This window comes from Coxiella-like endosymbiont of Rhipicephalus sanguineus (genome assembly GCF_018687865.1).
On record NZ_NIQB01000082.1, the window covers coordinates 34,843 to 47,839 of the forward strand.

Consider the following 12,997-nt stretch of genomic DNA (forward strand, 5'->3'; position numbering starts at 1 on the left):
GGGATCTCTTAGTTAAGGACTTACAACAGGCTTTTCTTGGCGAAGAGGCTGATATTGCTATCCATTCTTTTAAAGATCTATCAGTACAAAATAAAGCTGGGTTAATCATCGCGGCTTTTCTACTCCACGAGGATCCCCGAGATGTTTTAGTTACCAATGAATTTAATTCTTTAACTGATTGATTTGCTACCTCAAGCTATTATCGGCACATCGAGCCCATGACGACACTGTCAATTAAAGAGAATCCAATCTAAATGGAAAATTGGAAATATTCGGGGAAATATCGAAACACGTTTAACAAAACTAAACGAGGGATATTACGACGCCATCATTTTAGCAGCAGGGTTAAAAAACGATTGCAGCTAGAAAATCGTATTAGTGAGTATCTCGATGTTCGGAAATTTATACCGGCTATTGGACAAGTAGCTATTGGTGTGGAATATCGTAAGGAAGATGCCAAATTCATGACTTATTGAAACCCTTGGACGATAAAAAAACACGGCAGTGTGTATAATTGCAGAACAAGTTGTTAACTACAAACTTGGGGGCGATTACTTCACTCCTATGGCAGCGCATGGAATCTTTAATAACGAAGATTTTTCTTTCTCTGCTATGATAGAAAAGCCGGAGGGTTCTTTGGTTCTCTATACTACACAGTTAAGGGCAAATCCGAAGAGGCGTAAACTCTTAGTTTGCAGGCTGCTCAAGAACTCTTAAAGCAAGGTGCTGATTCGATATTGGCAGAATTAAAACAAAAATGTTGAGCGACTTAAAGATCTGTGTCTCGGTAATTGGGCTAACTCTCAAATCGTTTTTATTGCAACTCGAGAAAGCTCAAAATCTGACTGATTTTATAGAGCTTCGTGTGGACTTCATTCAAGATATAAACCCAGAAATGTTAGATGTTATTGCTACACACACCAATAAAAAATCTATCCTATGCTGCCGCGCTAAAAAGGATGGAGGAAAATTCCAAGGCACTTTGGAAGAGCAAAATAAAATTTTACAAGTGGGAAATAATCTCGGATTTAATTATTTGGACATTGATCTCTACCTTGCAAATAAAATTACTATTCAAAACAAAAAAGCTAAATTTATTCTCTCTTATCATAATTTTAAAAAAACCCCGGATTTCAAAGAGCTTAAAACTATTGCAGCGCATATGTGGGATTTTAAGCCCGATATTCTAAAATTTGCAGTTATGACGAATAGCCAAACTGATGTTAAAACTTTATTTCAATTACTACTCAATAAAAAAGAAAACGAAAATATGATTGTTCTTGGCATGGGCAAACAGGGAAAAACGACCCGATTATTGGCACCGCTATTAGGGGGGTATTTAACCTTCACCTCTCTGGAAGAGGCAAAATCAGCACCAGGACAAATTGCTTACGAAGCAATGGAAAATTTCTATTATAGGTTCCAAGAAATTTTAGATCACTAATACCATTCCGCTCCCATTAATCTGATTATATAATACAAAACACTTTATTCACGAGGAATTTACCATGTACAAGCTCACTTTCTATGTTCCTGAAAAACACTTAGACGAGGTCAAAAATGCTTTATTTGCAAAAGGGGCCGGGCGAATTGGCGATTACGATTGCTGTGCGTGGCAAACCTTGGGAGTGGGACAATATCGTCCTCTGAAAGGGAGTCACCCCTATGTAGGCAGCCAGGACCAGATTGAAACTGTTGAAGAATATTTGGTAGAGATGGTTTGTGAAGATCAGCATTTACATGCTGTAATCGAAGAATTACTGCGCCTTCATCCTTACGAAATACCTGCTTATGCAGCATGGAAAATAGAGCTTTATGTGAAACAATCGATTAAAAGATAAGACTATAGTCATTACTCGTCCTAAAGATCAAGCGAAAAAACTAAAAAATGACATTAAAAAATGGGTAGGAAAGTGATTTTATTTCCTACGCTGATTATAAAACCGCTAAAAGGTAGACCAAAACAATCCAGCAAATCTTTTTTTCAGCCACTTTATCTTATTCTATAAGATATGCTCCCAATCTAAGCTTTCAAGCCAATCAAAAAATAATAGCTATTGAACCAGGAACAGCTAACGCATTGCATAAACGAGAAATTTCTGTAAATGCGCTTTCGAAGAAATATAGTAGCAAAAGCCTTCTGGAATTATCTATTCTACAAAGATATTCACGGAAAAATTATAACTTTCTTTTGTGGAGAAAACACCCGACCTTATTTAAAGCATAAATTAAGAGAGCGTGGAGGAAAGACGTTTCTAATTTTTTGTTACCAGGTGGAAGCCTTTAGGATAGGTCCCAAAATAATCGAAACTTTAACTAAGAAATCCATTCATGCTATAGTATCTACGAGTGTGGAAAGTCTTCAGAAGGTAAAGGTTTTATTTTCTTCACACTAGCAATAGCTACAAAGCATTTCCTTACTGGTCATCAGCGAGCAGATGCGTGATACTGACATTTTTATAGGTTTAATTACATAATTATGGCGGAGAATCCTACGAAAAAAGCCATTATCGAAATATTGCAAAAACAGATACCTTAATTTAAGGTAATTCAATTTTTTTCAATAAGGAAAAGCCGTGCCTGAGACGTTTACTTCAAACGACTTGCCTAAAAATCTGAAACCGCGACCTCCACGGAACACTGGTTTATTGCTCAGTGTAATTGCGCTTATTTTGGCTTTGGGAGGTATTGGCTCAAGTATCGCTATCTGGCGCCACCTCAACACCGATCAATTTGAACGTCAACTAGCTGAACTGATAATCGATTTGCAACAATCGCAAGCACCAATGCAAGCAATCCTTAACACTAACCAGGCAGACATTGCTCAACTTTCTCAAAAATCACTGAGGCTACTTCTCAAAAGAACATTGCTGAAGCAGCTTACTTAATTCGTTTAGCCAATATCCACTTGGTGGTTGAAAAGGATTCTGCCGTCGCTCTTCAATTACTGAAAATGGCACGACAACAATTAGAATCCTCCTCCCAAGAGAGCCTCGTTACATTAAAGGAGGCGATCGATCAAGATATTACCACTCTTTCTTCCAGTGCACCCGTTGAAGTAACGAAGCTGTCTGACCAATTAGATCAATTAAAAATCGACGTAGGTAATTTATCACTGCTTCCCTCTAAGGAATTCTCTGAAACAACACCGGCGAAAACTGAGCCTACTCCAGAAGAAAAAAATTGGTGGGAGAAACTCAAATATAATCTGGGTGGCTTAAAGAAACTCTTTGTCATTCGGCGCATTGATCATCCTACTTCACCTTTATTGGAACCTCAGCAAATCTTGTTTTTAAAAGAAAACATCCAATTAAAATTAACTCAAGCCCAATGGACCCTAATTAATCAAAATTCTTCGCTCTATCAAAAAAGTTTAAGTGCCGCCATTCAATGGTTGGCTGAGTATGATTCTAATCAAACCGAAACAGCTGCGCTTATTAAAAGAATACAAACTTTAGCTGCGGTTGATATTGAACCTACGCTTCCCTCTTTGAAGTCCTTACAGGCACTCGCTAATACTTCGGTTCCCAACAAAAAAACATGAAATTTTTAATTTTATTATTTCTTCTTCTTTTATTGTCGCTTTGGCTAGGGCTGGAAATGGCTCAAGATACCGGCTACATATTAATCATTTACCGTCATTGGAGTATTGAGACAACCTTGTGGGTAGCTCTCATTTCTTTGATTGTTCTCTTTCTTCTTCTTTATTTTATATTTCGTCTAATCAGCCGCGCCACCCATCTTTCAAAGAATATGCAACGATGGCGGAAAATGCGGCTTTATCGACGCGGACATCATCTCACTAATACTGGCTTGTGTGAGCTTGCCGAAGGACGCTGGCAGCGCGCCGAACAGACTTTAACAAAATCGGCCAAGATGATTCGAAGTCCTCTTATTAATTATTTGGCCGCGGCTCAGGCCGCCAATGCCAAACAGGCTTATGAACGTCGAGATAATTATCTACGCTTGGCTCATACGACTACTAAGGGGTCTGCTATTGCTGTAGGTCTTACTCAAGCACAATTACAAATTTGTAACCACCAGTGGGAACAGGCACTCGCTACCTTGCAGCATTTAGATCAAGAAGACTCTCATCATGAATATACATTAAAATTATTAAAACAAGTCTATTTAAAACTTCAAGATTGGCAAAATTTGCGCCCTTTATTTCCCGGTTTACGAAAATTTAAAGTGGAACCTCCCGAGACTTTAGCTGCTTTAGAAAAAGAAACTTATATTAATTTGCTCTCTGAAGCTTACCAAAAAGGTAAGCAGCCTTTAATTAAAGCATGGGAGTCGTTGCCTCGTCATTTTCAACAAGACGTTGATTTAATTAAACCCTATACACGCTATTTAATAACTCTGGGTGAAGCAGACAGAGCTATTCCCTTAATTGAACACATACTCAAAAAACAATGGAATCCAGCTCTGGTTACGACTTATGGTTTAGCCTGCCCTATTAAAGAATTTAAACAATTAGCAACGGCTGAATTATGGCTTAAAAAATACCCAAAGGAGCCAGAATTATTCCTTTGCTTGGGAAGATTAAGCCTCCGAGAAAAATTCTTAGACAAAGCTCATGATTATCTTCAAAGCAGTATTAAATTAGCACCTACACCAGCCGCTTACCAAGAATTAGGGAGAATTTACGAGGCACAAGGCCAAAAAAATACTGCTCTAGATTGTTATCGAAAAGCATTAGCCTTTGGAAATATCTAGAAATTAATTATGAATTTATTTCGCTTTTTCAGTATGGTTATCTTTTTGTGTGTCGGCTGGGTTTCCTGTGCAAATTCCAAAATTTATTATGTTTAAACTGCAGGTATTGAATACACGGCTGTTAATCCTTTCTATTCTCAGTCTATAGAAAAAATATATGCTTTTAAAATTGATTTAACTCGCTATAATTTTCAAATAATAAGAGCAAAGGATTTAAAACAAACTTCTCTTTTTGCCAATCAATGGACACAACCTCATAAAGTTTTTATTGCTATAAATTGTGAATTCTTTATACCCACTTTACACCCTCTTGGACTAAGAATTAGTAATGGAGAAACATTGAGTCCCTTACGACCCATAAAATGGTAGGGAATTTTTTAATTAAAAATAATCAGGCCCAGATTGTCAGTCCGCAAAATTATTCTCCTTCTCCACAAATTAATTTTGTATTCAAGCTGCTCGACTAATTATTAATGGTCAGATCTTAAAACTTCAGGAGCGATTGGCTCAACGATCTTCACTCTGCATTACAAAATCGGGAAAAGTAATTATCGCTATTACTGATCTTAATTTATTATTAACACCCACCCAATTGGCCCATCTTGTTAAAAAATTGGATTGCTACAATGCCCTCAATTTAGATCGAGGGACTGACTTCTTCTCAATTATTTGCTTGAATCAATGATTTTTCACTAAACTTACCAACCCTTCGACGAGTGGCCGATCTTATTCTAGTAAGCCAGGTAAACTTATTCTCGCTTAAAAAACAACCAAATAATTTATATTTCACGTCGGGAATGACCTAGTAGACAGATATTTTAGAGATAAAATTAGCTTGTATCGTTTTCCCCGAAACAGTACTTTCACAGGTTTAAAGTGTAAGAATTAGGTTGTTTTTTTAATTAGCTACCGCTCTAAAAATACCAAATTTTGCAGAGGTCCCATTCTGGATAACTAATGTCCATAATTTACCATCTGCATCTTTATACAGTTTGGCTGGAACGGCAAACTCTTTCTTTAAGCTGAGGACAAATTAAAAGCAATCTTTCAGGTTGGGCTAAAATTCCTCCAGTGATCAGTAAGCAAAAAAGCCATATCTTTTTCTTCATAGTTTTGAATATAGCACAGATTGCTTCATAAATTACGGTATTTCTTTCTAAGACTCTTTTGATGATACTTCTTATTTTTGAAGAGGATGTTGTGATTGATGATTATAAAAAAACGTGTCGTTTAGTCTTGGGGGGCTCTCTTTCTGTTTTGATTACTGTCCCATTTTCTAATCCAATTCTTAAATAGAGAAATCCGAGCGATAAACAATTTTTTTGTACGATGCTTCCTTTGTATTACAAAGTGTAAAACGCGGTAGAAGTTGGGAGCGTAGTGTCGATACCGGACAACAAGTGGAGGTTCCCCAACGACGATACAGAATTTTATTTTTCCACCCAATTAAATGATTATCTTTGTATTATTGTGTTCTTTCTCATTAGCAGATACCCCTATCGTCAGCATAGTTTTACAAACTGGAAAGCAAAAATTTTCTTGTTGAATCATCAACCACAGCCAAAGGAGAACGAAGGCAAATAAGTGGCAAAAACACCCTAAATAGACTTCCAGAGTGCAAATTATAAAATTTTTGCCTACTCTCTTGCTTTTGAACTACTTTGCAATCAACCACAAACCTAGAGGAGGAGAGTTGCTAAAATAGGTATTTTAGCCTTTCATTGAGTCAAAGAAATCATTATTTGTTTTTGTTAGCTTTAAGCGATCAATTAAAAATTCGCTTGCTGCTACTTCGTCCATAGGCTGTAAAATCTTACGAAGAATCCAAACTTTTTGTAAAACATCCTGCTTCATCATCAATTCTTCACGCCGCGTACCCGATCGATTAATATTAATAGCGGGGAATATTCGTTTTTCAGCAATTCGACGATCCAAATGAATTTCCATATTACCCGTGCCTTTAAATTCCTCATAAATCACATCATCCATTTTGGACCCAGTCTCGATTAAAGCAGTTGCAATAATCGTCAAACTACCACCCTCTTCGATGTTGCGTGCAGCTCCAAAGAAGCGTTTTGGACGTTGAAGCGCATTCGCATCCACACCCCCGGTTAAAACTTTCCCTGAGGCTGGAATTACAGTGTTGTAAGCTCGTGCTAATCGAGTGATAGAATCAAGCAAAATTACTACGTCTTTTTTGTGCTCAACGAGTCGCTTTGCTTTTTCAATAACCATTTCTGCTACTTGGACGTGACGGAGGGCAGGCTCGTCAAAGGTGCTGGCCACCACTTCTCCTTTTACAGAGCGATCCATTTCCGTGACTTCTTCCGGCCGCTCATCAATTAACAGCACAATTAGTACACACTCAGGGTGATTACTGGTAATCGAATGGGCAATATTTTGTAGCATTATCGTTTTACCCGCCTTAGGCGGTGATACGATTAAACCTCGTTGGCCTTTTCCAATAGGTGCTACCAAGTCAATAATTCGAGCAGTAATATCTTCCGTACTGCCATTTCCCATTTCCATTTGGATTTGTTTATCCGGAAAAAGTGCTGTTAGGTTTTCAAAAAGAATTTTGCCCTTAGAAGCTTCGGGTTTCTCTAAATTAATTTCATTAACTTGTAATAAGGCAAAGTAGCGTTCGCCCTCTTTGGGAGGACGAATTTTGCCTGAAATCGTATCCCCAGTACGTAAATTAAACCTTCGGATCTGGCTGGGAGAAACGTAAATATCATCAGGACCGGCCAAGTAAGAACTGTCAGCGGAACGTAAAAATCCAAAACCGTCTTGGAGAATTTCCAAAACTCCATCGCCAAAGATGTCTTCCCCCTTTTTAGCATGAGATTTTAAAACCGCAAAAATAATATCTTGCTTTCGGGAGCGTGAAACATACTCCAAATTCATTTCTTGGGCAATTTCCATTAACTCTGGAACTGATTTCTGTTTAAGCTCAGTTAAGTTCATAACTTATTGATAAAACCTCTTCGTTGTTTAAATAAATCGATTTAGGACTTGCCCGTTATTTCGAACAAGCATCCTCTTGCAAAGGTGTATCCCGATTGGTATTCATAGTTAGGAATAAACCTAAAAGCGATGGGATTATAACCGGTAGGCCACCGTGATATTGGTGATTCTAGTGGCTTATCATGAAGAATGCAAGTTCTCGTCTAAAAAAGCGGCTAACTGCGATTTGCTCAATGCACCTACCTTAGTAGCAATCACATCCCCTTCACGAAAGATCAAAAGACTGGGTATTCCTCTTATTCCATATTTAGCCGGTATCTCTATATTATCATCCACATTCATCTTGAACACTTTAACACGACCAGAATATTCTTTCGCTATTTCCTCTACGATCGGACTAATCATTTTGCAGGGTTGACACCATTCAGCCCAGAAATCCACCAATACGGGCTTGTTTGCTTTAAGGACGTCTTTGTCAAAATTATCATCCAACGTGGAATGTACATATTCGCTCATAAATTATCTCCCTTGACAACATCCTAATAGAATCCAGGTGCTGGAGCAACTATTTCCTATAACGCCCACCGCGTTCCTATTTCTATTATAGGATTAAAAACAATTATTGAAATTAATTGCAACAAAACCAACAAGAAAAGATCTGAAAAATCAAATCCAGCCACTATTGGAATAAATCGACGTACCGAACGCATTAAAGGCTCCGTAATCAAAAATATTATTTCTGCAACCGAACTGCGCTGTAAAGAAGGTGACCAACTCATGATTACTCGGATGATTATGGCGTAAAAATATAAATTCATAAATTTGTTGCCCAACGAGCCAATTGCTATCAAAAATAATCCTAGCCAATGAGGCATTACCTGAAACCGAAACCCAAATATAAGCAAGACCTGAATAAGCTCAAAAACCATCAGCAGTAGAACGATAGCGAGATCAAATCCCCTAAAACCAAGAATAATACGCTGCAAAGGGCGAACAAAAATATTAGTTAAGCGAATTACCAATTGCGAAACAGGGTTATAGTTAGCGCCCGTTTTTTGCATCAGAAAACGAAGCATGAGGATAATAACGTAAAGATCAAAAATAAGACCCATTAAAAATATACCAGCATTTGTAAATACAATCATATCTCTGCTAATGGTGTGAATATTTTTCTAGATATCCAAATTTTCATCACTATTAGTATTCCTATTTTGACCATTTCAATCTTCTTTTCTTCTTGAGACCCATCACAAAAAGTTATTTTCGGTTTTTTTGGGAAACAAAAATAGACGTCTAGTCTACTATTAGGTTTCCCTAATAAATGAGAAGTTGAACCATTTCAACTAAATAGAGCATCTAAAATATTCAGCTCTTGACTCAGAAGGGTAAGCTGCTAAAGGCTGGCCTGCCTGTCGAGACTGCACAAGTTAAACTAAAAAGTCCTTGTCTGCCTGTGAACAAATTTACTGATTATGAGATCTCTGCGGAGCAGAAGTTCAATAGGATTGCCCTTGCTCGGCTCAACGCGTTTTTGCTTCGCAAAAATCTTTTATCCTATAATCGCACTGCGACGACTTCCTCTAATCACAATTCAACATCAGGAAGATAATGCCGAATGGGTTTACCATCCACTTCAAACCATCCCTGCCCATTTTTAGATATTTCGGGGGGGGGCTAGCTCTATGCGATAAAGGATGAATAATTTTAACAAATAGCCTCTACTTGGGTAGGATTGGAATTCATCAGAATTAATAAATCTCTCCCTAAGACAGAGGAGTTTATTTTCGTCTAGAGAAAACTTCTCACATTTTTTAAAATATATTCTATCAAAAAAAGCTGAATTTGGATCAGCTTAAATTTATCTTCCGATTGCAGCAATAGGGTCTTCAATACAGTCATTATCCAATTATAAGCTTCTTCTACATTGATGGAAGGAGCCAAGTCTTCTGCTTTAATAAATGATCTCAGCTCTTCCCGAAAAATCGCTAGATTTTTGGTGTCTCCTCACTTTCTAAACTCCAGCTTACTAAAAATTAATGATTGAATATCATAGCTTGTCCAATTTCTCTTAAATTCCTCAAATAAGAAGTTAATAATAGACCCTTGAAAAATTTCTGAAGATCCTTCAATAATTCTAATCAAGGTAGTCCGGATACGATCAATACTGCCTTCCTGGCGATAGATTAGCCAATTCATCACCTGCTCCATAATCTATTCTCATGAAAAATTTAAGCATGACCTTTCACCTCACAATTTAAATAGACTTGCCAAACTGTTTGCCCCTATTTTTTTGTTCCTAGAATATCAAATGAGAGTAATAAAATATTAAATAGGATAGGGCAATTGCGTAACTTATCGAGCGCTTTCGCTGAGTTAACTATCTATGACATTCGTAACATGGAGATTTGGCTTGTTGGTTAAAATGAAAAACAATCCACTGCGTTTTTTTAAATCGACTTCTCTAATTCAACGGATAATTCTTTAGCACGCTGAACAGCTGCCTTTAATACGTTAGTAAATAATTCGGGCAAGTTGCCCGATTTTAATACTTTAATCGCTTGTTCCGTTGTGCCACCCGGAGATGTAACAAATCGACGCAATTCGACCAGATCTTTTTCTGCCTCCAACGACATCCGCGCAGCACCCCATACCGTTTGAGCCGTCAGTAATTGCACCGTTTCTTTTGGTAGTCCTAAACCTTCTCCTGCTTCCTGTAAAGCTTCCATCACGAAAAAAATATAAGCGGGACCAGAACCAGAAAGAGCGGCTACCTCATCAATTTGATCTTCCAAAGATAACCAAACCACAAGCCCAACGGCGCGAAGAATGGATTCTACCAAATTTCTTTGTTCCTTAGTCGCCTTCTCATTAGCAAATAAAGCCGTTGCACCAGCTCCCACGGAAGCCGGAGTGTTCGGCATGGCTCTTACAATGGCTGGCTCGCTTTGTAGCCATTGCTGAAGCAATTTAACCCGGACACCAACAGCTACAGAGATAATAAGAGGATGAAGCGTATTAACGATGTCTTTCAATTCTTCACATACTCCTTTAACCTGATTAGGTTTCACAGCCAGAATTATAGCATCGGCGTTCGTTGCGCCCTCGCGGTTATTCTGAGTCGTGCGAACTTTACATTTTTCTCGAAAAAAAGTGAGCTTATCAGAAGTAGGGTTCGTAACACAAATACAATTAGAATCATATCCATTAGCAAGCAGACCGACCACAATATTGCATGCCATATTGCCACCACCAATAAAAGTAATATTAGCTATGCTCATGCGTCAATCTTCCACATGATTTCTTTTTAAAAACTAAGTTATGTTTTAATCTCGCGGACCAAAAATACCGGTACCTATTCGTACCATCGTGCTTCCTGCCGCGATAGCTGCCTGAAAATCATGGGTCATCCCCATCGATAACGTATCCAATAAAAAACCTTCTTCTATTAATTGTTGTTGAGCATTCTTTATTTTTTCAAAATCGTGTTTTTGCGCCTTAAAATCCTTTTTAAAAGCTGGAATTGTCATTAATCCGCGCAATCGCAACCGCTTAAATTGATTTATTTCAGCAACGAATTTTGGCAAATCAACAAGACTAATTCCACTTTTATTTTTCTCCTCACTGATATTGATCTGAATACAAATGTTTAAAGGAGATTGTTCCGAGGTTCGATATTGGTTCAACTGCTCCGCAATTTTTAATCGCGAAATGCTGTGTACCCATTCAAAATGAGTCGCGATAAGACGCGTTTTGTTAACTTGAATAGCTCCAATAAAATGCCATTCCAAATGAAGATTCTGTAAAGCGGCCATTTTAGTAAGGGCTTCCTTCACATAATTCTCCCCAAACAGAGTTTGTCCCCCAGCAATTGCTGCCTTCAATTTATCGATATTTTGTGATTTGCTAACAGCTAATAGAATAATGGAATGATGTTCCCGCCCATATTTTTTTTCTGCTTCACGAATTTTCTGCTCAATATTTCTAATATTTGTTGCTATGGACATTTTTCTATATCAAATTTAAAAAGAAATTATTCAATTACCGGGCCTGCTTTTTGAATAGCATCTGTTACTTGAAACTTTACAAAATTTTCTCGAAATTTTTCTATCAACGTGAGGGCTTTAATATCGTACGCTCTAACATCTGTCCAGGCTTGGCGAGGATTTAAGATTTTATCCTCTACACCGGGAGCCGATTTAGGGATTGCCAAATTAAATCCTTTCAAATTTTCTGTAGGTTGATTTCTCAATTTTCGAGTAAGTATGGCATCAATGATGGCGCGGGTTGTAGGAATGGGAAACCGCACGCCTCCTTCGCCATAAGCACCACCTGCCCAACCCGTATTGACAAGATATACTTGACATTGTGTTTCTTCAATTCGCTTCATGAGCAATTCTGCATATACCGTGGGAGGACGAGGGAAAAATGGCGCTCCAAAACAAGTGCTAAAGGTGGGCCTCACACCTTTGACACTTCCCACTTCCGTGCTGCCTACTAAGGCGGTATAACCACTCAAAAAATAATACGCAGCTTGTTCTTTCGTGAGCAAAGCAACGGGAGGTAATACACCATACAGATCACACGTCAAAAAAATGACTGAATCTGGGGGTCTTCCACGATTGTCTTTGACACGCAAGGAAATATGTTCTCTGGGATAAGCAGCACGGGTATTCTGGGTTAAGCTCGCGTCCCTATAATCGGGTTGACCATCCGCTTGTAAAACTACATTTTCCATAATAGCGCCATGACGAATGCTTCCCAGATCATGGGCTCGCGTTCTGAAGATAAATCTATACACTTGGCGTAGCAACCCCCTTCAAAATTAAAAACTCCTGTACGGCTCCACCCGTGTTCATCGTCACCAATCAAAAATCGATTAGGGTCTGCAGACAATGTTGTTTTGCCCGTCCCCGATAACCCAAAAATAAGGCAACATCGCCCGATTTACCAGCATTTGCAGCACAATGCATAGGTAAGACGTCATGAGGAGGTAAGAGATAATTCAATACCGTAAACATTGCCTTTTTTATCTCCCCCGCATAAGCCATGCCTACCAAAAGAACGCGACGTTGCGAGAGATTAATTATGACAGCAGCATCACTATTTACTTTATCCCGTTCAGGATCCGTTTTTAACCCGGGCACACTTAAAATAATCCACTCAGGCTTCCCTTTGGCATAATCGCCATCAGGTCGAATAAAAAGATCACGAGCAAACAAATTATGCCAACCAAATTCAGTAATTACTTGTACCGGAAGAAAATAATTCTCATCTGCCCCCACTTGTAAATGAGACACATACATAGGACGCT

The 12,997-nt window shown here is 38.3% G+C and carries 13 protein-coding genes and 2 pseudogenes; 9 read left to right on the forward strand and 6 right to left on the reverse strand.

Annotated elements, in window-relative coordinates; all coding sequences use genetic code 11:
- Window positions 1-11: 11 nt before the first annotated feature.
- The 9 genes and pseudogenes from B1F79_RS04630 to B1F79_RS04670 all read left to right on the forward strand — a co-directional run.
- Window positions 12-182: pseudogene (locus B1F79_RS04630) on the forward strand (hydroxymethylbilane synthase); the annotation flags it as partial.
- Window positions 183-282: 100 nt separating this feature from the next.
- Window positions 283-366, forward strand: a complete 84-nt coding sequence (locus tag B1F79_RS04635) for a hypothetical protein (RefSeq protein WP_251366192.1) — start codon at window positions 283-285, stop codon at window positions 364-366.
- Window positions 357-476 (forward strand): hypothetical protein, encoded by a 120-nt coding sequence (locus B1F79_RS04640; RefSeq protein WP_251366193.1) that lies wholly within the window; start codon window positions 357-359, stop codon window positions 474-476. Before B1F79_RS04635 ends, B1F79_RS04640 begins: the two co-directional genes overlap by 10 nt.
- A 281-nt stretch (window positions 477-757) precedes the next feature.
- Entirely contained in the window at window positions 758-1,444 is a 687-nt protein-coding gene (gene aroD / locus B1F79_RS04645) for a type I 3-dehydroquinate dehydratase (RefSeq protein ID WP_285896402.1), read from the forward strand.
- A 64-nt stretch (window positions 1,445-1,508) separates the two neighbouring features.
- Window positions 1,509-1,841 (forward strand): divalent cation tolerance protein CutA, encoded by a 333-nt coding sequence (gene cutA, locus B1F79_RS04650; RefSeq protein ID WP_251366180.1) that lies wholly within the window; start codon window positions 1,509-1,511, stop codon window positions 1,839-1,841.
- Between the two features lie 735 nt (window positions 1,842-2,576).
- Window positions 2,577-2,888, forward strand: a complete 312-nt coding sequence (locus B1F79_RS04655) for a hypothetical protein (RefSeq protein ID WP_251366181.1) — start codon at window positions 2,577-2,579, stop codon at window positions 2,886-2,888.
- Window positions 2,889-2,911: 23 nt separating this feature from the next.
- Window positions 2,912-3,544: a uroporphyrinogen-III C-methyltransferase gene (locus tag B1F79_RS04660; RefSeq protein WP_251366182.1), complete on the forward strand. Its 633-nt coding sequence runs from the start codon at window positions 2,912-2,914 to the stop codon at window positions 3,542-3,544.
- Window positions 3,541-4,719 (forward strand): heme biosynthesis protein HemY, encoded by a 1,179-nt coding sequence (locus B1F79_RS04665; protein ID WP_251366183.1) that lies wholly within the window; start codon window positions 3,541-3,543, stop codon window positions 4,717-4,719. Before B1F79_RS04660 ends, B1F79_RS04665 begins: the two co-directional genes overlap by 4 nt.
- Before the next feature lie 502 nt (window positions 4,720-5,221).
- Window positions 5,222-5,404 (forward strand): phosphodiester glycosidase family protein, encoded by a 183-nt coding sequence (locus B1F79_RS04670; RefSeq protein ID WP_251366184.1) that lies wholly within the window; start codon window positions 5,222-5,224, stop codon window positions 5,402-5,404.
- 1,025 nt (window positions 5,405-6,429) lie between these two features.
- Here B1F79_RS04670 and rho read toward each other — a convergent pair.
- The 6 genes and pseudogenes from rho to B1F79_RS04700 form a co-directional block, all read right to left on the reverse strand.
- Window positions 6,430-7,686: a transcription termination factor Rho gene (rho, locus tag B1F79_RS04675; protein WP_251366185.1), complete on the reverse strand. Its 1,257-nt coding sequence runs from the start codon at window positions 7,684-7,686 to the stop codon at window positions 6,430-6,432.
- Window positions 7,687-7,866: 180 nt separating this feature from the next.
- Window positions 7,867-8,202 (reverse strand): thioredoxin TrxA, encoded by a 336-nt coding sequence (trxA, locus tag B1F79_RS04680; RefSeq protein ID WP_251366186.1) that lies wholly within the window; start codon window positions 8,200-8,202, stop codon window positions 7,867-7,869.
- A 56-nt stretch (window positions 8,203-8,258) separates the two neighbouring features.
- The gene (locus tag B1F79_RS04685) at window positions 8,259-8,831 is read right to left on the reverse strand and encodes a YggT family protein (protein WP_251366187.1); all 573 of its coding nucleotides are present in this window, start codon (window positions 8,829-8,831) and stop codon (window positions 8,259-8,261) included.
- 1,302 nt (window positions 8,832-10,133) lie between these two features.
- Window positions 10,134-10,964, reverse strand: coding sequence for a pyrroline-5-carboxylate reductase (gene proC, locus B1F79_RS04690; RefSeq protein WP_251366188.1), 831 nt, complete (start codon window positions 10,962-10,964; stop codon window positions 10,134-10,136).
- Between the two features lie 45 nt (window positions 10,965-11,009).
- Window positions 11,010-11,690 (reverse strand): YggS family pyridoxal phosphate-dependent enzyme, encoded by a 681-nt coding sequence (locus tag B1F79_RS04695; protein WP_251366189.1) that lies wholly within the window; start codon window positions 11,688-11,690, stop codon window positions 11,010-11,012.
- Between the two features lie 26 nt (window positions 11,691-11,716).
- Window positions 11,717-12,989 (reverse strand): annotated as a pseudogene (locus tag B1F79_RS04700) (phosphoenolpyruvate carboxykinase (ATP)).
- Window positions 12,990-12,997: the final 8 nt, after the last annotated feature.